This window comes from Escherichia sp. E4930, assembly GCF_005845405.1.
Taxonomy (GTDB): Bacteria; Pseudomonadota; Gammaproteobacteria; order Enterobacterales; family Enterobacteriaceae; genus Escherichia.
This window is the reverse complement of record NZ_VCDZ01000021.1, coordinates 15574-41310: the sequence shown is the minus strand read 5'-3', so window position 1 is coordinate 41310 and position 25737 is coordinate 15574. Positions and strand designations below refer to the sequence as shown.

Here is a 25737-nt window from a genome sequence, read left to right as displayed (position 1 = left end):
CTCCCGCATCTATAAAAAGGAGTTAACAAAAGATGTTAGATGCAAACAAATTACAACAAGCAGTGGATCAGGCGTACACCCAATTTCACTCACTTAGCGGCGGACAAAACGCCGACTACATCCCCTTTCTGGCGAATGTCCCCAGTCAACTGGCGAGCGTCGCTATCGTAACCTGCGATGGCAATATCTATAGTGCCGGTGACAGTGATTATCGCTTTGCGCTGGAATCCATCTCCAAAGTCTGTACGTTAGCCCTCGCGTTAGAAGATGTCGGCCCGCAGGCAGTACAGGATAAAATTGGCGCAGATCCCACCGGACTTCCCTTTAACTCGGTCATTGCCTTAGAACTTCATGGTGGCAAACCGTTATCACCGCTGGTTAATGCGGGGGCTATCGCCGCCGTCAGTCTGATTAAAGCCGAGAATGCAGAACAACGCTGGCAGCGAATTTTACATATTCAACAACAGCTTGCAGGAGAACAAGTCGCGCTCTCTGACGAAGTCAACCAGTCGGAACAAACAACCAACTTCCATAACCGCGCTATTGCCTGGCTGTTGTACTCCGCCGGATATCTGTATTGCGATGCGATGGAAGCCTGTGATGTCTACACTCGCCAATGTTCCACGCTCATCAATACCGTGGAACTGGCGACGCTTGGCGCGACGCTGGCGGCGGGCGGGGTTAATCCGCTAAGCCAAAAACGCATTCTGCAGGCCGACAACGTGCCATACATTCTGGCCGAAATGATGATGGAAGGACTGTATGGCCGCTCCGGTGACTGGGCGTATCGCGTGGGTTTGCCAGGAAAAAGCGGCGTTGGCGGCGGCATTCTGGCGGTCGTACCTGGCGTGATGGGGATTGCCGCGTTCTCCCCGCCGCTGGATGAAGACGGTAACAGTGTTCGGGGTCAGAAAATGGTGGCATCTGTTGCTAACCAACTCGGCTATAACGTGTTTAAGGGCTGATCATGATGAACGCGGAAGGTGATAACGGTAACAAACCCCTCGGGCTATGGAATGTCGTTTCCATTGGCATCGGGGCAATGGTGGGGGCAGGGATCTTTGCCCTGCTGGGGCAGGCGGCGTTGTTAATGGAAGCCTCAACCTGGGTTGCTTTTGCCTTTGGCGGCATAGTGGCGATGTTTTCCGGTTATGCCTATGCGCGGCTTGGGGCGAGTTATCCCAGTAATGGCGGGATTATTGACTTCTTTCGCCGGGGATTAGGGAACGGCGTCTTTTCACTGGCATTATCCTTGCTTTACCTGATGACGCTGGCGGTGAGTATTGCTATGGTTGCCCGCGCATTTGGTGCTTATGCCGCGCAGTTTCTGCATGAAGGCAGCCAGGATGAGCATCTTATATTGCTGTACGCGCTGGCTATCATTGCGCTGATGACGCTCTTCAACTCTTTAAGCAACCACGCGGTAGGCCGACTGGAAGTTATCCTCGTTGGCATCAAAATGATGATCCTGTTGTTGTTGATCATTGCGGGCGTCTGGTCGCTACAACCTGCGCACATTTCTGTCTCCGCGCCCCCCACTTCCGGCGCGTTCTTCTCCTGTATCGGGATTACCTTCCTTGCCTACGCGGGCTTTGGCATGATGGCGAACGCAGCGGATAAAGTAAAAGATCCGGCGGTCATTATGCCACGGGCGTTTCTGGTGGCGATTGGCGTTACTACGCTGCTTTACATCGCACTAGCGCTGGTACTGCTTAGCGATGTTTCGGCATTAGAGTTAGAAAAATATGCCGATACCGCGGTAGCGCAGGCCGCTTCTCCGCTGCTCGGGCATGTGGGGTATGTGATTGTGGTGATCGGCGCTTTACTGGCGACGGCTTCAGCCATTAACGCTAACCTGTTCGCGGTATTTAATATCATGGACAACATGGGCAGCGAGCATGAACTGCCGAAGTTAATGAATAAATCCCTGTGGCGGCAGAGCACATGGGGCAACATCATCGTGGTGGTGTTGATCATGCTGATGACGGCGGCGCTGAATTTAGGCTCGCTCGCCAGCGTTGCCAGTGCCACTTTTTTGATCTGTTACCTGGCGGTGTTTATGGTCGCTATCCGCCTGCGTCATGATATTCACGCCTCGTTGCCAATCCTCATCGTTGGCACGCTGGTTATGTTGTTGGTGATCATCGGTTTTATTTACAGCCTGTGGTCCCAGGGCAGCAGTGCGCTGATGTGGATTATAGGCGCACTATTACTAAGCCTTATTGTGGCAATGGTAATGAAACGGAATAAAACGGTATAAACCTTCTTGTGCGCAGTGCTTTCTGCACTGCGCTTTTATTTTTTATCCTTAATTTAATCCCTTGCTTATGCTTTTAATAAATAATTCACACCAAAAAGATATATAGACGATAAAACTGTGATTTCTATCACTTCTTATCGTGGATTATTCTTAACGAGGATGATGGTAAACTAAAAGTCGTAGTGTATTCTTAATAAATAACGTATAAGCTTTTTCACTGCATTTCTTTTAATGGGGGAAGTAAAAACAAAAGAGATGCACAAGTTATTACCCTTCTTAAATAAAATGATGCTGGTTATAAAGATCAGTTAAAATAATGACCTGGAAGGAAGTGACTTATCTATGGCGCGATTACAATTAAAAAACCGTAAAAATAAAGGTCTGATATTTTTAATCAGTTTTATTGTGATGGGTGGAGACGCGCTTGCTGCGCCATTACCGCAATGGGCGAATGCCCCTGCGGTTACGCCGGTTGCCAGTTTATCGTTACAGGAAAGCATATTGCGTGCCTTTGCGCGAAACCCCGACGTCACCCAACAGGCGGCGCAGATAGGTATTGGTGAAGCGCAAATCGATGAAGCCAAAAGCGCCTGGTATCCGCACATCGGTTTAACGGGTAATGCGGGGCCTTCCCGGCAAACGGACTCCAGCGGCAGGCTGGATAACAACGTTTCTTATGGCATAACCCTGACGCAGCTGGTGTATGACTTTGGTAAAACCAGTAACGATATCAAACTGCAAACTGCTGCTCGTGACAGCTACCGCTTTAAATTGATGGCAACCTTAACCGACGTAGCCGAAAAGACGGCGACGACCTATATGGAAGTCAGTCGTTATCAGGCTTTGTGCGACGCAGCGCAACGTAACATTCACTCTCTGGAAAACGTCTACAACATGGCTGCACTACGCGCCAACGCCGGGCTTAATTCATCATCCGATGAGTTACAGGCGCAAACGCGTATAGCGGGAATGCGCTCGACGCTGGAACAATATCAGGCACAGATGACAAGCGCCAAAGCACAGCTGGCGGTGCTCACAGGCGTACAGCCGGAGGCGATAGCTTCGCCGCCAGCCGCATTAGCCGAACAGCCCGTGTCGCTAAAAAATATCGACTATCAGTCCATCCCGCTGGTACTGGCGGCAGAAAACTTACGCCAGTCTGCCCAGTACGGCGTGGAAAAAACCAAATCGCAATACTGGCCTACGCTCAGTATTCAGGGCGGCAAAACGCGCTACCAGACCAGCGACCGCTCGTATTGGGATGATCAGTTACAACTGAACGTCAACGCGCCGCTGTATCAGGGCGGCGCGGTTTCAGCCCAGGTGCAACAGGCCGAAGGGCAACAAAAAATCTCTGCCTCGCAGGTTGAGCAGGCAAAACTGGACGTGCTTCAACGAGCGTCGGTGGCGTATGCCAACTGGACTGGCGCACGGGGTCGTGAAGAGGCTGGGTTAGCGCAATCTGAAAGTGCGCACAAAACGAGAGATGTGTACCAAAATGAATATAAATTGGGTAAACGCAGCCTGAATGATCTATTAACCGTCGAGCAAGATGTCTTTCAGGCGCAATCGGCTGAAATAAATGCCAATTATGATGGCTGGGTCGCCGCAGTGAATTATGCCGCTGCGGTTAATAACCTTATTCCATTAGCGGGAATTAAACAGGGCTTATACAACGACTTACCCGACTTGAAATAATCCTGCCATTATTAATATCAGGTATGCATCGTTGTTGAGTGATTACCTTTGTCTTATTTAGATAAATGGACTCGCTAAGGATGTGCGCCATTTATCAGGAATGCCATTATGAGCCTGATTATTGATGTTATTTCGCGAAAAACATCCGTCAAACAAACGCTGATCAATCCTGGCGACGTTACGGTTGTCATTTATGAGCCCTCTGTGGTGCAGGTTCATGCTCAGGCATCTGCCGTTGCGCGTTATGTTCGTGACGGAAATGACTTGTTGATCTATATGCAGGACGGCACGGTGATCCGCTGCAACGGTTATTTCCTGCAAGCGGCAAATACCAGCGAACAATCCGAACTGGTGTTTGCCGATGGTCAACAACTGACCCACGTAACATTTGCCGATACCGCGGCAGGTGGATTAGCGCCTGTGGAGCTGACCGCTCAGACCACCGCAATTGAAAGCATTGCGCCGTACCTCGATATTGTCGGTCAGACGACGGCTTTCCCGTGGGGATGGCTGGCGGGGGCGGCGGTAGGTGGCGGCGCGCTTGGCGCTTTACTGGCAAGCGGTGGCGATGATGGCTCAAAAACTGAAGTGGTTAACAATCCACCGCCAGCCGAACCCGGCAACGCCACGCCATCGTTTTTGGTAACCGATAATCAGGGCGATCAACGCGGTATTCTTTCCGCCAACGATACCACCGATGACACTACGCCAACCTTTAGCGGCAGCGGGCAGGCGGGGGCAACCATTCAGATTAAAGACAGCAATGGTGACACCATCGCCAGTACTCAGGTCGGTAGCGATGGACGCTGGAGCGTCGATTTGCCCACGCAAAGCGCGGGCGAGCATACCTGGTCAGTGGTGCAAATCGTCGGCAGCACCATTACCAACGCCGGGTCGATAACGTTAACCATCGACAATAGTCAGGCCGCCGTACAGCTCGCCACCACCGCAGGCGATAACATTATTAACGCCAGCGAACAGGCCGCTGGATTTACGCTTTCTGGCACCAGTAGCCATCTGGCACAGGGAACAGAACTCACCGTCACGCTAAACGGCAAAACCTACACCACCACCGTTGGGGCTAACGGTGCCTGGAGCGTACAAGTGCCGACCGCCGATGCGCAAGCGTTAGGCGAAGGGAATCAGGCGGTGCTGGTCAGTGGGAAAGATGCCACGGGCAATACGGTCACTGGCGCGCAACTGTTAACGGTCGATACCCAACCGCCGACACTTGCTATCAACACCATCGCCCAGGACAACATTGTCAGTGCCGCGGAACATAACGCCGCGCTGGTGTTAAGCGGTACATCGAATGCCGAAGCGGGGCAAACCGTAACCCTGAACCTGAACGGCGTCACCCACACAGCAACCGTCGGTAGCGACGGAACCTGGCAAGTGACGCTGCCTGCCGCAGAAGTGCAGGCGCTGGCCGATGGCAACTACGCCGTAAATGCCAGCGTCAGTGACCGGGCAGGAAATACCACCAGTAACAATGCGAATTTCACGGTAGACACCACTGCGCCAGTGGTCAGCGTTAACACCATCGCTGGCGACGATATTCTTAACACCGCTGAACAGATTGTGGCGCAGATTATTTCCGGTCAGGTCAGTGGGGCTTCTCCGGGGGATATCGTCACCGTGAAGTTAGGAGCCACAGTTCTGACAGGCGTGGTACAGGCAGACGGCAGCTGGAACGTAGCGCTTGATCCGGCGGTAACCCGTACTCTGGCGCGTGGCCCTAATGACATCATCGTCACGGTTACTGATGCCGCTGGAAATACCGGTACAGCGACCCATAACATCACGCTGGCAGGCGTCGCGCCGCAGGTGGCAATAGATACTATCAGCGGTGATAACGTACTGAATGCGCTGGAATCTCAGCAGCCGCTCACGTTAAGTGGCACCAGCAATTTACCTGACGGCGGCACGGTTAACGTGACGTTGAATAATGTCACGTATAGCGCTCAGGTCAGCGGCGGCGTCTGGTCGCTGAATGTTCCGGTGAGCGATGTCCTGAATCTGGCAAACACCAATTACACCGTTACCGCCAGCGCCACCGATGTGACCGGCAACACCGGCACCGCGCAGAGCAATTTGCTGGTCGATACGGTGCTGCCGCAGGTGATCATCAACACCTTTGCAGGCGACAACATTGTTAACAACGCTGAAGCAGCGGCAGATCAAACCCTCAGTGGGCGCGTCGTGGGTGCGGTGCAGGGCGATACCGTCACTATTGAACTGGGCGGTCATACCTACACGGCGACGGTGGGCAGCAACCTTACCTGGAGCGTGAACGTACCGACGGCGGATTTACAGGCGCTGGGCGATGGGGCGTTAACGATAAATGCTTCTGTGACGAACGGGCATGGCAACACTGGTAATGGTGAGCGTGATATCACCATCAGCGCCACGCTGCCGGGACTGCGTATCAATACTGTCTCCGGCGATGACGTTATTAACGCTCTCGAACAGCAGCAGGATTTGGTCATTTCTGGCAGCAGTAGCCATTTACCTGCGGGCACTACCGTGACGGTAACACTCGGCAACGAAAGCTATCAGGGCGTGACCGACAGCAACGGCAACTGGCAGGTGGGTGTTCCAGCTGCGGACTTGCAGGCGCTCGCTGCGGGCACGGTTATTGTTACCGCCAGTGCGGAAGATCCGGCAGGTAACCCGGTTTCTATCAACCATAATGTGCTGGTTGATGCGGGTAGCGTGGCGATTGTTATCAATACCGTCTCCGGCGATGACATTATTAATGCCGCAGAAAAAGGCGCGCCGCTGACGCTGACCGGCACTACTCAAGGAGTAGAGGCCGGGCAAACGGTAGTCGTGAAATTTGCCGGGCAAACCCTGACGACCACTGTTCAGAATGACGGTTCCTGGAGCCTGACCGTCCCCGCCAGCACGGTGAGTAGCTTGCCTGATGGCGCAGCGGAAATCACCGCGACCGTCACCAACATCAGCGGTAACACTGGCGACACCTCCCGAACCATTACCGTCGACAGCCAGGCCCCGGCGTTGAGCATCGATCCGCTGACCGCCGATAACATCATCAACGCCGCCGAAAGCGGGCAGAATTTGCAAATCACTGGCACCACCGACGCCCAGCCGGGGCAGACGGTGACCGTTACGTTGAATGGGCAAACGTATCAGGGCGTCGTGCAGCCAGACGGCACCTGGAGCGTGACCGTTCCCGCCGCCAACGTTGACGCACTGGCTGACGGCAACGCCACGGTCACCGCCAGCGTGAACGATATCGCCGGTAACCCGACCAGTGTCTCACGCGTGGCGCTGGTCGATGCCACGCCGCCGGTGGTGACCATTAATCCGGTGGCGACAGATAACGTCATTAACACCCCGGAACATACCCAGGCGCAAATCATCAGCGGCACGGTTACTGGTGCACAGGCTGGCGATATCGTCACCGTGACGCTGAATAATGTGAATTACACCACGGTGGTGGATGCTTCCGGCAACTGGAGTCTGGGCGTTCCGGCCTCGGTGGTCAGTGGGCTGGCGGACGGCAGTTATCCTGTCAGCGTCTCAGTAACCGATCGTGCCGGAAACACGGGCAGCCAGTCACTGACCGTCACGGTCGATACCGCCGCGCCGGTGATTGGTATTAACACCATTGCTGGTGATGATGTGATTAACGCCAGCGAAAAAGGGGCCGATGTTCAAATTACCGGCACCAGCGATCAGCCAGCCAATACCGCCATCACCGTGACGCTGAACGGGCAAAATTACACCACCACGACCGACGCCTCAGGCAACTGGAGCGTGACGGTTCCGGCATCGGCGGTCACCGCCCTGGGCCAGGCCAACTATACGGTAACGGCGGCGGTGACCAGCGGTATCGGCAACAGCGCCACCGCCAGCCATAACGTGCTGGTCGACAGCGCGTTGCCCGGTGTGACCATTAACCCGGTGGCAACCGACGATATTATTAACGCCGCCGAAGCGGGCGTAGCGCAAACCATCAGCGGGCAGGTTACTGGAGCCGCCGTTGGCGACACGGTAACGATTACGCTGGGCGGTAATACTTACACCACCACCGTGCAGGCCAATTTAAGCTGGAGCGTGAGCGTTCCGGCGGCAGATATTCAGGCGCTGGGTAATGGCGATTTGACGGTGAGCGCCTCGGTCACCAATCAAAACGGCAATACCGGTAGCGGCACGCGGGATATCACCATCGACGCTAATCTGCCCGGTCTGCGGGTCGATACGGTGGCGGGCGATGATGTGGTCAATATCATCGAACACGGGCAGGCGCTGGTTGTCACCGGCAGCAGCTCGGGGCTGGCAGAAGGCACGCCGCTTACCGTCACAATTAATAATGTGGAATACACCACTGCGGTGCAGGCCGATGGCAGCTGGAGTGTGGGCGTTACGGCGGCGCAGGTTAGCGCCTGGCCTGCGGGGACGGTTAATATTGCCGTGTCCGGGGAAAGTAGCGCCGGAAATCCGATAAGCATTACGCATCCGGTAACGGTGGATCTCACTCCGGTGGCTATCACCATCAACACTATCGCCACGGACGATGTGATTAACGCCGCAGAAAAAGGCGCTGATTTAACGCTTTCCGGCACCACCACGAATGTAGAAGCCGGGCAAACGGTCACCGTCACCTTTGGCGGTAAAAACTACACCGCTACCGTGGCGAGCGATGGTAGCTGGACCGCCACCGTTCCCGCCGCCGATCTGGCGTCATTAACCGATGGCAGCGCCTCCGCGCAGGCCAGCGTCAGCAATATCAACGGCAATAGCGCCTCGGCGGTGCATAGCTACAGCGTCGACAGCAGCGCGCCAACCATCATTATCAATACCGTCGCCAGCGACAATATCGTCAACGCCAGCGAAGCTGATGCGGGCGTGACGGTGAGCGGCAGCACCACCGCTGAAGCGGGGCAGATTGTTACGATAACGCTCAATAGCCCGACCGTGCAGACGTATCAGGCAACGGTACAGGCCGATGGCAGCTGGAGTATTAATATTCCGGCGGCAGATCTTGCGGCATTGACCGATGGCAGCCACACCCTGACCGCGACGGTCAATGACAAAGCGGGCAACCCGGCGAGCACCACGCATAATCTGGCGGTGGATCTCACCGTTCCGGTACTCACCATCAACACCATTGCGGGCGATGACATTATTAACGCCGCCGAACACGGGCAGGCGCTGGTGATTTCCGGTTCCAGCACAGGCGGAGAAGCGGGAGATGTCGTCAGCGTCACGCTAAACAATAAAACTTACACCACCACGCTGGATGCCTCCGGCAACTGGAGCGTCGGCGTTCCGGCGGCGGATGTCTCGGCGCTGGGCAGCGGCCCGCAAACTGTTACCGCCACGGTGACTGATGCGGCAGGCAACAGCGATAACGAGACGCACACGGTCACCGTTAACCTTAGCGCGCCAACCATTGGCATCAACACCATCGCCACCGATGACGTGATTAACGCCACCGAAAAAGGCGCGGACCTGCAAATTTCCGGCACCAGCAATCAGCCCGCAGGCACCACAATTACGCTGACGCTTAACGGACAAAATTACTCCGCCACGACGGACGCCGCAGGCAACTGGAGCACCACGGTGCCAGCCTCCGCCGTCGGTGCGCTGGGCGAAGCCAGCTACACGGTGACGGCGAACGTCACCGACAGCGCAGGCAACAGCAATTCCGCCAGCCATAACGTGCAGGTGAATACCGCGCTGCCGGGCGTCACCATTAATCCGGTAGCGACTGACGATATTATCAACGCGGCGGAATCGGGCGTGGCGCAGACCATCAGCGGTCAGGTGACGGGCGCGGCGGCGGGCGATACGGTTACCGTGACGCTAGGCGGGAAAACCTACACCGCTACCGTGCAGGGGAATTTAAGCTGGAGCGTGGACGTTCCGGCAGCGGATATTCAGGCCATCGGCAATGGCGATCTGACGGTTAACGCTTCGGTGACCAACGGCGTTGGTAATACTGGCAGCGGTTCGCGCGATATTGTGATAGACGCCAACCTGCCAGGTCTGCGCGTCAATACCGTGGCGGGCGATGATGTGGTCAATAGCATTGAGCACGCTCAGGCGCTGGTGATAACCGGTAGCAGCAGCGGGCTGGCGACGGGCGCGGCGCTGACGGTGGTGATAAACACGGTCACTTACGCTGCGACAGTATTAGCCGATGGCACGTGGAGCGTTGGTGTTCCGGCGGCAGATGTGGGCAACTGGCCTGCGGGGACGGTGAATATCATGGTTTCAGGCGCCAGTAGCGCCGGAAACCCGGTCACTATCACCCATCCGGTCACCGTCGATCTGGCGGCGGTGGCTATTTCCATTAACGCCGTTTCCGGCGACGATGTGATTAACGCCGCCGAAAAAGGGGCAGATTTAACCCTTTCCGGCAGCACTTCCGGCGTTGAAGCGGGGCAAACGGTCACCGTCACCTTTGGCGGTAAAACCTACACCGCCACCGTAGCGGGCGATGGTAGCTGGACAACCACCGTACCCGCCGCCGATCTCAGCGCGTTACGCGACGGCGACGCCACGGTACAGGCCAGCGTCAGCAATATTAACGGCAACACGGCTTCGGCGACGCACGACTATAGCGTCGATGCCACAGCCCCGACGCTTGCCATTAACACCATCGCCACCGACGATATTCTTAACGCCGCCGAGGCGGGCAATCCGTTAACCATCAGCGGCAGCAGCACCGCCGAAGTGGGGCAGACGGTAACCGTCACGCTTAATGGCGTGACTTACAGCGGCACCGTCCAGGCTGACGGAAGCTGGAGCGTCAGCGTACCGACGGCGGATCTCAGCAATCTGACCGCCAGCCCGTACACGGTCAGCGCCTCGGTAAACGACAAAGCGGGTAACCCGGCGTCCGCAACTCACGGTCTGGCGGTGGATCTCACTGTTCCGGTGCTGACCATCAACACCGTCTCCGGCGATGACATTATTAACGCCGCCGAACACGGGCAGGCGCTGGTGATCTCCGGTTCCAGCACTGGCGGCGAAGCAGGCGATGTCATCACCGTCACGTTAAACAGTAAAACCTACACCACCACGCTGGACGCTTCCGGCAACTGGAGCGTCGGCGTTCCGCTGTCAGATGTCACCGCGCTGGGCAGCGGCCCGCAAACCATCACCGCGACCATTACCGACGCGGCAGGCAACAGCGATGATGCCAGCCGCACGGTCACCGTAAATCTCACCGCGCCAACCATTGGTATCAATACTATTGCCACGGATAACGTGATTAACGCCACGGAAAAAGGCGCGGATCTGCAAATCACCGGCACCAGTAATCAGCCCGCAGGCACCACAATTACAGTGACGCTGAACGGGCAAAATTACACCGCTACCACCGATTCCTCCGGCAACTGGAGCACCACGGTGCCAGCCTCAGCGGTTAGCGCGCTGGGTGAAGCTAACTACACGGTAACCGCAAACGTCACCGACACGGCAGGCAACAGCAATTCCGCCAGCCATAACGTGCTGGTCAACAGCGCCTTGCCTGCCGTCACCATTAACGCGGTGGCGACCGACGATATTATTAACGCTGCTGAATCCGGAAACGCGCAAACCATCAGCGGCCAGGTCACGGGTGCGGCGCAGGGAGATACGGTCACCGTTACGTTGGGCGGCAACACCTACACCGCCACGGTGCAGGCTAATTTAAGCTGGAGCGTGGACGTTCCGGCGGCGGATATTCAGGCGCTGGGCAACGGTTCTCTGACGGTTAACGCCTCGGTTACCAATGGCGTCGGCAATACCGGCAGCGGCTCGCGAGATATCACTATCGACGCCAATCTGCCTGGTCTGCGTGTCGATACCGTAGCGGGCGATGATGTTATTAACAGCATTGAGCACAATCAGGCGCTGGTGATCACCGGGAGCAGCAACGGATTAACGGTGGGAACGGCGTTAACGGTCGTTATCAATAATGTGACTTACGCCGCGACGGTGTTAGCCGACGGCACATGGAACCTCGGTGTTCCGGCGGCAGACGTCAGCAACTGGCCTGCGGGTACGGTGGATATCACGGTAAGCGGCACCAACAGCGCCGGAACAACCTCCACCATAACTCATCCGGTTACCGTCGATCTGGCTGGGGTTGCCATCACCATTAACACCCTGTCCGGCGATGATGTGATCAACGCCGTCGAAAAAGGCGAAACGCTGGTGGTAAGCGGCAGCACCAGCGGTGTTGAAGCCGGGCAGACGGTGACCGTCACCTTGGGCGGTAAAAATTACACCACCACCGTGGAAGCCAACGGTAGCTGGACGGTAAATGTACCGCCTGCCGATCTCGCTGCGTTGCCAGACGGCGCGGGCAACGTGCAGGCAAGCGTCAGCAACATTAACGGCAATAACGCCCAGGCCGATCGCGCATACAGCGTCGATGCCACCGCGCCGCTTGTGACCATCAACACCATCGCCAGCGACGATATTCTCAACGTGAGCGAAGCGGGCGCGGGGATCACCATCAGCGGCACCACCACGGCGCAGGCCGGGCAGACGCTGACCGTTACGCTCAATAACAACACGTACCAGACCACCGTTCAGGCCGATGGCACCTGGAGCGTGAATGTTCCGGCAACGGATTTAAGCGGATTAACCGCCAGTAGCTATACCGTGACCGCCACGGTAAGCGACAAAGCAGGTAACCCGGCAAGCGCCGACCACGCGCTGGCAGTGGATGTCACCGCGCCGGATCTCACCATAAACACCGTTTCGGGCGATGACATTATCAACGCCATCGAACACGGTCAGGCGCTGGTGGTGAGCGGCACCAGTACGGGCGCGGCGGCGGGCGATGTGGTCACGGTTAACCTGAACGGTAAAAACTACACCACCACGCTGGACGCCTCCGGTAACTGGAGCGTGGGTATTCCGGCGGCGGATGTCACGGCGCTGGCAACCGGTAGCCAGACCATCACCGCCAGCCTGATCGATCGCGCGGGCAACAGCGACAGCACGACTCACGATGTGACCGTTGATCTCAGTGGCCCGACGCTGACCATCAATATCGTCTCCGGCGATGACATCATTAACAATACCGAGAAAACCCAGGATCTGACCATCAGCGGCGGCTCCAGCGGTCTGGCGACAGGCACCACGGTCACCGTGATGTTGAACGGCCTGGCGTACAGCGCCACCACCGACGGTTCCGGCAACTGGAGCGTTACCGTGCCTGCTTCGGCAGTCGGCGCATTGGGCGAGGCGGTGTACCAGATTAGCGCCAGCGCCACCGACAGCGCGGGCAACAGCGGCAGTACCACCCATACGGTGAATGTCGAATCGCTCCTGCCTGGGGTAATCATTAACACCGTAGCAGGTGATGACATTATCAACGCCGCTGAAATTGCCGTTAACCAGACCATCAGCGGTCAGGTTACGGGGACGGCAGCAGCAGGGGATACGGTCACTATCACGCTCGGCGGTAATCAATACACCGCCACCGTGCAGCCAGATTTAAGCTGGAGCGTCAGCGTGCCTGCGAACGTTTTGCAGGCGCTGGGCAACGGTGAACTGACCATCAGCGCCTCGGTGACTAATGGCGTGGGTAATACTGGCACCACAACACACGACATCGTGATAGACGCCAATCTGCCAGGTCTGCGGGTCGATACCGTGGCAGGCGATGATGTGGTCAATATTATCGAGCATGGGCAGGCACTGGTGGTCACCGGTAGCAGCACCGGATTGGCGGCGGGCGCGGCGTTGACGGTAGTCATCAACAACGTTACCTATGGCGCAACGGTACTTGCCGATGGCACCTGGAGCGTGGGAGTTCCGGCAGCGGATGTCACAAACTGGCCTGCGGGGACGGTCAATATCGCCGTCTCTGGCACCAATACCGCCGGAACCACAACCAGCATTAGCCATCCGGTCACGGTCGATCTTGCTGCCGTGGCGATTACCATCAATACACTCTCCACTGACGATGTCATTAACGCCGCCGAAAAAGGCAGCGATTTGCAGCTCTCCGGCACTACCTCCGGCGTGGAAGCGGGGCAGACTATTACCGTTATTTTCGGTGGTAAAAGCTACACCACCACGGTCGCCGCGGATAATACCTGGGGGCTGACGATCCCAGCCGCCGATCTCGCAACCTTGCCAGACGGCGCAACAAACGTACAAGCCAGCGTCAGCAACGTAGCTGGCAACATCGCCCAGGCAACACATGCTTACAGCGTTGATGCCACCGCGCCATCCGTTACTATCAACACCATCGCCTCGGACGATATTCTTAATGCCGCTGAAGCCGGAACGGCGCTGACCATCAGCGGCACCAGTACGGCAGAAGCCGGGCAGACGGTGACCGTGACGCTAAACGGCGTCAGTTACAGCGGGAACGTACAGGCTGACGGTAGCTGGAGCGTCAGCGTACCAACTGGCGATTTAGCCAACCTCACCGCCAGCCCCTATACGGTGAGCGCGGCGGTCAGCGACAAAGCCGGAAATCCGGCCTCGGCAACGCATAATCTGACGGTAGATCTCGTTGCCCCAGTCGTCACCATTAACACGGTGGCGGGCGATGACATCATCAACGCCACGGAACATGCTCAGGCGCAGATTATCAGCGGCTCGGCAACGGGCGCGACCACCGGTAACACGGTTTCCGTGACGATTGGCACGACCACCTACACCACCGTGCTGGACGCCAACGGCAACTGGAGTATCGGCGTGCCTGCCAGCGTGATTTCCGCACTGGCGCAGGGTGATGTGACCATTACCGCCACGGTCACCGACTCCGCAGGCAACAGAGGCACAGCCTCGCACACCGTCAGCGTGGCGCTCGGCGCTCCGGTACTCGGCATTAACACCATCGCCGTCGACGACATCATCAACGCCACGGAGAAAGGCGCGGATCTGGCGATTTCCGGCAGCAGCAACCAGCCTGCGGGCACGCAGGTAACCGTGACGCTCAACGGGCAAAATTACACCACCACAGCCGATGCTTCCGGTAACTGGAGCGTGACCGTTCCGGCGTCTGCGGTTGGAACGCTCGGTGAAGCCACTTACACGGTGACCGCCGCCGCAACCGATGTTGATGGCAACAGCGGTTCTGCCAGCCATAATGTGCAGGTCAATACCGCGCTGCCGGGCGTCACCATTAACGTTGTGGCGACGGACGATATTATTAACGTTGCCGAAGCGGGCGCGGGCCAGACCATCAGCGGTCAGGTCACAGGCGCGGCGGCAGGCGACACGGTAACCGTCACGCTCGGCGGAGCGACTTACACCGCCACGGTGCAGGCGAATTTAAGCTGGAGTATTAATGTTCCGGCAGCCGCTTTACAGGCATTGGGCAACGGCGAACTGACCATTTCGGCTTCGGTGACGAACAGCGTAGGCAATACCGGAAATGGCGCGCGGGAAATTACCATCGACGCGAATCTTCCCGGTCTGCGGGTCGATACTGTCGCTGGCGATGATGTGGTCAACATTATCGAGCACGGGCAGGCGCTGGTGATTACCGGCAGCAGTTCCGGCCTGGCGGCGGGTAGCAACGTCACGCTGACCATTAACGGACAAACCTATGTTGCGGCGGTGCTGGCGGATGGCTCATGGAGCGTCGGCGTTCCGGCGGTGGATGTCAGCGCCTGGCCTGCGGGGACGGTCACAATTACGGCGAGCGGCAACACCACCGCCGGAAACCCGGTCAGCGTTACGCATCCGGTGACTGTCGATCTCTCGGCGATTGCCGTCAGCATCAACGCCATTACCGCCGATGATGTGATTAACGCCGCTGAAAAAGGCGCGGCGTTAACGCTCTCCGGCAGCACTTCTGGTGTCGAAGCCGGACAAACGGTCACCGTGACCTTTGGCGGCAAAACCTACACTGCAAGCGTCGCGGCGAATGGTTCGTGGAGCACCACGGTTCCGGCGGCAGATATGGCAGCCCTGCGTGATGGTGATGCCAGCGCGCAGGCCAGCGTCAGCAATGTTAACGGCAACAGCGCCACCACGACCCACGCTTACAGCGTCGATGCCAGCGCGCCAACGGTGACCATCAACACCATCGCGGGCAACGACATTCTTAACGCCGCCGAAGCCGGAGCGGCGCTGACCATCACTGGCAGCAGCACGGCGGAAGCGGGGCAGACGGTGACCGTTACGCTCAATGGCGCAAACTATACTGGCACGGTGCAAACAGACGGTAGCTGGAGCGTCAGCGTGCCGCCAGCAGCGTTAAGCGCCCTGACCGCCAGCAACTACACCGTCAGCGCGGCGGTGAGCGACAAGGCCGGAAACCCGGCCTCCGTTAACCACAACCTGACGGTGGATACTTCCGTTCCGGTCGTCACCATCAACACGGTGGCTGGCGATGATGTGATCAACGCGACGGAACACGCCCAGGCGCAGATTATCAGTGGCTCCGCTACTGGCGCGGCAACCGGTAGCACTGTGACGGTGACTATTGGCAGTAGCACTTTCACCACCGTGCTGGATGCCAGCGGTAACTGGAGCGTCGGTGTCCCGGCAAGCGTCGTCTCGGCACTGGCGAACGGCACGGTGACCATTAACGCCAGCGTCACCGATGCCGCCGGAAACAGCGGCAGCGCCACGCATCAGGTGACGGTCAATACTGGCCTGCCGTCAATTACCTTTAACGCCATCAGCGGCGATAACGTCCTGAACGCCGATGAAAAAGGCCAGCCGTTGACCATTAGCGGTAGCAGTACGGGGCTGGCGACAGGCGCACAGGTTACCGTCACGCTCAACGGTCATAACTACAGCGCCACCACCGACGCAGCAGGCAACTGGACCTTAACCGTTCCGGTGAGTGATCTGGCGGCTCTAGGCCAGGCTAACTATACGGTCAGCGCCAGCGCCACCAGTCCGGCAGGCAACACCGCCAGTAGCCAGGCGAATTTACTGGTCGACAGCGGCCTGCCGGGCGTCACCATCAATACTGTGGCGGGTGACGATATTATCAACGCCGCTGAAGCGGGGGCCGATCAAACCATCAGCGGGGTAGTGACCCGCGCCGCCGCTGGCGATACGGTCACCGTGACGCTGGGCGGCAACACTTACACCACCACGGTACAGGGCAACTTAAGCTGGAGTATCAGCGTTCCGGCAGCCGATCTCCAGGCGCTGGGCAATGGTGATTTGACCATTACCGCCTCGGTCACCAACGCGAATGGCAATACGGGCAGCGGTACGCGGGATATCACCATTGATGCCAACCTGCCGGGGCTGCGCGTGGATACGGTAGCGGGCGATGATATCGTCAACAGTATCGAACACGGGCAGGCGCTGGTGATCACCGGCGGCAGTAGCGGCCTGAATGCAGGCGCAGCGCTGACGGTCACCATTAACGGTGTGGCCTATGCCGCCACGGTACAGGCAGACGGGAGCTGGAGTGTCGGCATTCCGGCGGCAAACGTCAGCGCCTGGCCTGCGGGGCCGTTAACCGTTGACGTGGCAGGACAGAGCAGCGCCGGAAACCCGGTCAGCGTCAGCCATCCGTTCACCGTCGATTTAACGGCGGTGGCAATCAGCATCAACACCGTTGCCAGCGACGACGTGATTAACGCCGCCGAAAAAGGCACCGACCTGACCCTTTCTGGCAGCACCAGCGGGATTGAAAGCGGGCAAACCGTTACCGTCACCTTTGGCGGCAAAACCTACACCGCAAGCGTCGCCGCCAACGGAAGCTGGAGCGTAACGGTTCCGGCGGCAGATCTGGCAACTCTGCCAGACGGCGCGGCGAACGTGCAGGCCAGCGTCAGCAGCGCGAGCGGTAACAGTGCCTCGGCGACCCATGCGTACAGCGTCGATGCCAGCGCACCGACGCTCACCATAAACACCATCGCCAGCGATGACATCCTTAACGCCACAGAAGCCGGAAGCCCGCTTACCCTCAGCGGCACCAGCACCGCCGAAACCGGGCAGACGGTCACCGTCACCCTTAATGGCGCAACCTACACCGGCAATGTACAGACGGATGGCAGCTGGAGCGTCAGTATTCCCACTTCAGCCTTAGGCGCGCTAACCGCAAGCAATTACACCGTCAGCGCCACGGTCAACGACAAAGCGGGCAACCCCGGCAGCGCCAGCCATAATCTGGCGGTAGACACCACCGCGCCGGTTCTCACCATTAACACCGTGGCGGGCGATGACATCATCAACGACGCCGAACACGGGCAGGCGCTGGTGATTTCCGGCACCAGCACGGGCGGGGAAGCGGGCGATGTGGTGAGCGTCGTGCTCAATGGCAAAACCTACACCACCACCCTGGATGCCTCCGGCAACTGGAGCGTCGGCGTCCCGGCGGCGGATGTTACGGCACTCGGTAGCGGTGCGCAGACGATCACCGCCAGCGTCAGCGATCGGGCAGGCAACAGCGATGACGCCAGCCGCACCGTGACCGTCAGCCTCACCGCGCCAGTGATTAGCATCAACACCATCGCGGGCGATGATGTAATCAACGCGACGGAAAAAGGATCCGATCTGGCGCTTTCCGGCACCAGCGATCAGCCTGCGGGCACGGCGATCACCGTCACCCTGAACGGACAAAACTACAGCGCCACCACCGACGCCTCCGGCAACTGGAGCGTTACCGTTCCCGCCTCGGCGGTCAGTGCGCTGGGCGAAGCGACATATAGCGTCACGGCGAGCGTCACCAACGCCCAGGGTAACAGCAGCACCGCCAGCCATAACGTGCAGGTCAATACCGCGCTGCCGGGTGTGACCATTAATCCGGTGGCGACGGACGATATTATCAATGCCGCCGAAGCAGGCAGCGCACAAACCATCAGCGGTCAGGTAACCGGTGCGGCGGCGGGCAGCACCGTCACCGTTGCGCTGGGCGGCAAAACCTACAGCGCCACCGTCCAGCCAGATTTAAGCTGGAGCGTGAGTGTCCCCTCAGCCGACTGGCAGGCGCTGGGTAACGGTGAGTTAACCGTTAACGCCTCGGTCACCAACGCCGTTGGCAACACCGGTAGCGGCACGCGCGATATCACCATCGATGCCAGTCTGCCAGGTCTGCGAGTCGATACCGTCGCGGGCGATGATGTGGTCAATATCATCGAGCACGGTCAGGCGCAGGTGATTACTGGCAGCAGTTCCGGCTTTGCGGCAGGGACGGCATTGACGGTGGTGATTAATAACCAAACTTACGCCGCCACGGTGCTGGCAAACGGCACCTGGAGCGTCGGCGTTCCGGCTGCGGATGTCAGCAACTGGCCTGCGGGAACGCTGAATATTACCGTTAGCGGCGCGAACAGTGCCGGAACGCAAACCAGCATTACCCATCCGGTCACGGTTGATCTCACCGCCGTCGCCATCAGCATGAACAGCATCACCAGCGATGATGTGATAAACGCCGCCGAAAAAGGCGCGGCGCTAACGCTCTCCGGCAGCACATCCGGCGTCGAAGCGGGGCAAACCGTTTCCATTACCTTTGGTGGCAAAACCTACACCACCACGGTGGCGGCAAACGGTAGCTGGAGCACTACCGTTCCGGCTGCGGATATGGCGACGTTGCGTGACGGCGATGCCAGCGCCCAGGTGCGGGTGACTAACGTTAACGGCAACAGCGCTACGGCAACGCACGAATACAGCGTCGATAGCGCCGCGCCAACGGTGACCATCAACACCATTGCCAGCGATAACATCGTCAACGCCAGCGAAGCGGCGGCGGGCGTAACGGTGTCCGGCACCAGCACGGCGGAAACGGGGCAAACGCTCACCGTCACGCTCAACGGCAGCAACTACCAGACCACGGTGCAGGCAGACGGTAGCTGGAGCTTAACGCTGCCTGCCAGCGACTTAACCGCACTTGCCAATAACGGCTACACGCTCACCGCCACGGTCAGCGATTTGGCGGGTAACCCTGGCAGCGCCAGCAAAGGCGTGACCGTCGATACCACCGCGCCCGTCATCAGTTTTAACACCGTGGCGGGCGATGATGTGATTAACAACGTCGAACACACTCAGGCGCAGATTATCAGCGGCACCGCCACGGGCGCGGGCGCGGGCGACCGCCTGGTGGTGACCATCGCCGGGCAGCAGTATGTCACCAGCACCGATGCCAGCGGTAACTGGAGCGTCGGCGTGCCTGCCAGCGTGATTTCCGGCCTTGCGGACGGCACGGTGACCATCAGCGCCACTATCACCGATAGCGCAGGCAACAGCAGCACGCAGACGCACAATGTGCAGGTGAACACGGCGGCAGTGTCGCTCTCGGTCAGCACCATCAGCGGCGATAATATTATTAACGCCGCCGAAGCGGGCAGTGCGCTGACCCTGAGCGGCACCGGAACGAACTTTGCCGTAGGTACAGTGGTGACCGTGTTGCTTAACGGCAAAGGCTACAGCGCTACCATTCAAAGCAACGGGAGCTGGAGCGTGAATGTGCCGGCGGCGGACGTCGCGGCACTGGCGGATGGCACCAGCTACACGGTTAGCGCCTCCGCGCAGGACAGCGCCGGAAACAGCGCTACGGCTTCGCGCAGTGTGGCGGTGGATCTCACTGCGCCGATTATCAGCATTAACACCGTTTCGACGGACGACAGACTCAACGCCGCCGAACAACAGCAGCCGTTAACCCTTAACGGCTCGACCAGCGCGGAAGTGGGGCAGACGGTCACCGTCACCTTTGGCGGCAAAACCTACACCACCACGGTTGCCGCCAATGGCACCTGGGCGCTTAACGTGCCTGCGGCGGATCTGGCATCGCTCGGGCAGGGCGCGCAGACCATCACCGCCAGCGTGAACGATCGCGCCGGTAACCCCGGTCAAACCACGCACGCCCTGACCGTCGATACCGTTGCGCCAACGGTCACCATCGCCACCGTGGCGGGTGACGATATTATCAACAACGCCGAGCAGCTTGCCGGGCAGACCATCAGCGGCACCACCACCGCCGAAGTGGGCCAGATGGTGACCGTCACCTTTAACGGGCAAACCTGGACTGCAACGGTTGGCAGCGGCGGAAGCTGGTCGGTGTTTATTCCGGCGCAGCAGTTTTCCGGATTAAGCGACGGCAGCTACACCATCAGCGCGACGGTCAGCGATCAGGCCGGAAACCCCGGTAGCGCCAGCCGTGGCGTGACGTTGAACGGCGATGTGCCAACCGTCACCATCAACACCTTTGCGGGCGACGATGTGGTGAATGTAGCGGAACACGGCTCGTCGCTGGTGATCAGCGGCACTACCACCGCGCCAGTTGGTCAGACGCTGACTCTGACCTTAAACGGCAAAACCTATACCACCACGGTGCAGACGGGCGGTAGCTGGAGCTACACCCTCGGTAGCGCCGATGTCACCGCGCTGGCAGACGGCAATGCCTACGTGATTAACGCCTCGGTGAGCAACTCTATCGGCAATACCGGCAGCAGCAATCACACCATTACCGTCGATCTCAGCGCCCCGGCGATGGGTATTAATATCGATTCCCTGCAAGCCGACACTGGCCTTAGCGCCAGCGACTTTATCACTAGCGTCAGCCCGGTGGTGGTCAACGGCTCGCTCACCGCCGCGCTTGCCAGTAACGAGACGGCGCAAATCAGTATCGACGGCGGCGTAACCTGGACCACGCTTACCGTTACCGGCACGACCTGGCGCTATAACGACAGCCGCACGCTGACCGATGGCAACTATCTCTATCAGGTGCGGGTGATTGATGCGGCGGGCAACGTTGGCGCGACCGACAGCCAGAACGTGGTGATCGACACCATCGCGCCAGATCCAGCGGTGAAAACCATCGCCATCAGCGCGATCACCACTGATACCGGATTGATCACTAATGATTTTGTCACCAGCGACACGACGCTTGCGGTAAGCGGCACGCTGGGCGCGGCGCTTTCTGCCGGTGAGTTCGCGCAAATCAGTATTGATGGCGGCACTACCTGGCAGAATCTTTCTGTAAGCGGCTTAACCTGGACCTGGCTTGACGGGCGCACGCTGAGCGACGGCAACTACAACTATCAGGTACGGGTGATCGACACCGCCGGAAATATCGGCGCGACCGCCAGCCAGATAGTCACCGTGGACACCACCGCGCCGCTGGCGAGCAAAACCATCGCCATTGCGGGCATCAGCGATGACACCGGGTTAAGCAGCAGCGATTTTGTTACTCGCGACACCACGCTGACCGTGCGCGGTACGCTCGGTGCGGCGCTGGCTGCTGATGAACGGGCGCAAATCAGCCTCGACGGCGGGATTACCTGGACCACCTTAACCGTTATCGGCACCAGCTGGAGTTATGCCGATGGTCGCACACTGACCGACGGCACCTGGAACTACACGGTGCGGGTGGTGGATCTGGCGGGGAACGTCGGGCAGACGGCGACGCAAAACGTGGTGGTCGATACCACCAGCCCGGAAGCGGCGAAAAGCATCTCCATTACCGGCATCAGCGATGACACCGGAGCCAGCAGCAGCGATTTTATTACCAGCGACACCTCGCTGACCGTGCGCGGCGTACTGGGCGCGGCGCTCGGCGCTAATGAGTTCGCGCAAATCAGTACCGATAACGGTGCAACCTGGGTGAATGTAACGCTGGCGGCAGACGGCCTGAACTGGAGTTACGTTGACGGACGAACCCTCACCAACGGCACCACCACCTGGCAGGTGCGGGTGGTCGATCTGGCGGGCAACGTTGGCGCAACCAGCAGCCAGTCGGTGCTGATCGATACCGTTAACCCGGCGCAGGTGCTCACCATCGCCAGCATCAGCACCGATACGGGGAGTTCGTCCACCGACTTTATCACCAGTGACACCACGCTCACGCTAACCGGTTCGCTGGGGGTGGGGCTTGCCAGCGGCGAAGTGGCGCAGATTAGCCTTGATGGCGGTGCGACCTGGACCACGCTCACTACCAACGGCACGCAGTGGACTTACACCGACAGCCGCACGTTGACCGACGGCAGCTATGTTTATCAGGTGCGGGTGCTGGATCTGGCGGGGAATACCGGCCCGGTGGTGTCGAAAACGGTGGTGGTCGATACGATTAACCCCACCGCCACGCCGACTATTGTGTCGTATACCGATGATGTCGGGCAGCGACAGGGGACGTTAAGCAGTTCGCAGGCCACCGACGACACCACGCCGTTGCTGAACGGCGTGCTCTCCGGCCCGCTGGCCAGCGGTGAAGTGGTTTACCTCTACCGTAACGGTCTGCTGTTAGGCGCGGTGACGATGGTCGGCGCACTGAACTGGACCTACAGCGACAGCGGTCTGGTCAGCGGTGCCTACACCTACAGCGCGCGGGTAGTGGATCTGGCAGGGAATATCACCTCCTCCAGCGATTTTGTTCTGACGGTCGATACCTCTATTCCGACCACGCTGGCGCAAATCACCAGCCAGACCACGCGCGATACCACGCCGATTATCAGCGGGGTGATCACTGCCGCGCTCGCCAGCGGGCAGTATGTTGAAGTGGTCATCAATGGCAAAACCTACACCTCGCAGCCGGGCGGTGCGGTGGTAGTCGATCCGGCACACAATACCTGGTATGTGCAACTGCCGGATACCGATGTGCTGGCGGCGTCCGCGACCGCCTATAACGTGACCGCGCAGGTAAAAAGCTCGGCGGGCAACGGCAATACCGCTAACGTCAGCAATGGCACGGTGACGGTTAACGCGGCAATTGATTACACACCTGCCTGGACAACTGCCAATAAAACGACCGCCTGGGGGCTGACCTATGGCCTGGACAACCACGGGATGTGGACGGTGCTGGCTAACCAGCAAATTATGCAATCAACCGATCCGCTCACCTGGTCGAAGACCGCACTGACGCTGGTGCAAAGCGGCAACAACTACGCCACCAGTTCAATTGCCGATTATGACCGTAACGGCACGGGCGATCTGTTTATTACCCGTGATGACTACGGCACGGGCTATATCAACGGTTTTACCAACAACGGCGATGGCACCTTTTCCAGCGCCATTCAGGTGAACGTCGGCACGCTGACGTGGTATGGCTCGATTGTGGCGTTTGATAAAGAGGGCGACGGCTATCTCGATTTCTGGATTGGCGACGCAGGCGGGCCGGACTCTAATACCTTCCTGTGGAATAACGCAGGCACTCTGGTAGGTAACTCCACCACCGCCAACAACGGAGGGAGCGCCACGGTCGGCGGGGTAGTGAACGGCTATCTTTCCCTTAACGAAGGTTCCGGCGTCGATCTTAATAATGACGGCAGGATTGACCTCGTTCAGCACACCTTCAACCTGAATAACTACTACACGTTGTCCTCACTCATCAGCCAGGGCAACGGCACGTTTGTCTGGGGGCAGAACACCATCAACACCTTCCTCAGCGTTGCAGGCAGCGGCGGCAACTCGACGTCTGTGTCCATGACCTGGGCAGATTTCGATGGTGACGGCGATATGGACCTCTTCCTGCCCGCCAGCCAGGGAAGAGCTAACTACGGCTCGCTGTTATTCAATACCAACGGCGTGTTGGGGAATCCGGTGGCGGTGGGGGCAACGGGTACAACCTATGCCAGCCAGTTCAGCGTGGCAGTGGACTGGGATCATGACGGGTTAATGGATATCGCGCGTATTGCTCAGACCGGGCAGTCGTACCTCTATACTAACGTCAGTAATGCCAGTAACTGGACACAATCTACCCTCGGCGGCAGCCAGAGCGGCATCACCAGCGGCGTGGCGGCAATGGACTACGACTGGGACGGCGCGGTGGATGTGCTGGTGACCAAACAGTCGGGCAGCGTGTTCCTCATCCGTAACACCAACACGGTGAGCTACGGCACCTCGCTGCACCTGCGTATCACCGATCCCAACGGCATTAACGTCTATTACGGTAATACCGTAAAACTCTACAACTCGGCGGGAGTGCTGGTCGCCACGCAAATCATCAACCCGCAGTCGGGGATGGGCGTCAACGACACCTCGGCGCTGGTCAATTTCTACGGACTGAATGCCGGGGAAACTTACAACGCGGTGCTGATCAAATCCACCGGCACCACTGCCAGCAATATCGACCAGACGGTGAATACCACCTGGGGCGGTTTACATGCCACCGATGCTACCCACGCTTACGATCTCAGCGCCGAAGCAGGCACGGCGAGCAACAACGGTAAGTTCGTTGGTACCGGCTATAACGACACCTTCTTCGCTACCGCAGGTACCGACACCTACGACGGTTCCGGCGGCTGGGTGTACAGCTCCGGCACCGGAACCTGGCTGGCGAACGGCGGGATGGACGTGGTCGATTTCCGCCTCTCCACAGTGGGGATCACCGCCAACTTAAGCACCACCACTGCCCAGGCGACCGGCTTTAACACCTCGACATTTACCAATATTGAAGGCATTTCCGGCTCCAACTTTAACGACACTCTGACGGGCAGCAGCGGCGATAACCAACTGGAAGGGCGCGGCGGTAACGACACCATCAACATCGGCAACGGCGGTCACGACACCTTGCTCTATAAACTGCTCAACGCCAGCGATGCCACTGGCGGCAACGGCTCGGACGTGGTGAATGGCTTTACGGTAGGCACATGGGAAGGCACCGCCGACACCGATCGCATTGATATCCGCGAGCTGTTACAGGGCAGCGGCTATACCGGTAATGGCAAAGCCAGCTACGTCAACGGCGTGGCGACGCTGGATGCGCAGGCTGGAAACATCGGTGATTTTGTCAAAGTCACCCAGAGCGGCAGCGACACCATCGTGCAGATCGACCGCGACGGCACGGGCGGCACTTTTGCGGCAACTAACGTGGTCACGCTGACGGGCGTGCATACCGACCTCGCCACATTGCTGGCGAATCATCAGTTGATGGTGGTGTAAAT

At 58.6% G+C, this 25737-nt stretch carries 4 protein-coding genes; all 4 read left to right on the top strand.

The window, feature by feature from the left end:
• Positions 1 to 32: 32 nt before the first annotated feature.
• The gene (gene glsA, locus FFT88_RS20105) at positions 33 to 965 is read left to right on the top strand and encodes a glutaminase A (protein ID WP_130215511.1); all 933 of its coding nucleotides are present in this window, start codon (positions 33 to 35) and stop codon (positions 963 to 965) included.
• Positions 966 to 967: 2 nt separating this feature from the next.
• The gene (locus FFT88_RS20100; protein ID WP_135403864.1) at positions 968 to 2260 is read left to right on the top strand and encodes an APC family permease; all 1293 of its coding nucleotides are present in this window, start codon (positions 968 to 970) and stop codon (positions 2258 to 2260) included.
• A 342-nt stretch (positions 2261 to 2602) separates the two neighbouring features.
• Positions 2603 to 3958: a TolC family outer membrane protein gene (locus FFT88_RS20095; protein ID WP_130215513.1), complete on the top strand. Its 1356-nt coding sequence runs from the start codon at positions 2603 to 2605 to the stop codon at positions 3956 to 3958.
• A 108-nt stretch (positions 3959 to 4066) separates the two neighbouring features.
• Positions 4067 to 25735 carry an Ig-like domain-containing protein gene (locus FFT88_RS20090; RefSeq protein ID WP_135403863.1) on the top strand — a complete coding sequence of 7223 codons (21669 nt, stop codon included), beginning with the start codon at positions 4067 to 4069 and terminating at the stop codon, positions 25733 to 25735.
• Positions 25736 to 25737 lie beyond the last annotated feature (2 nt).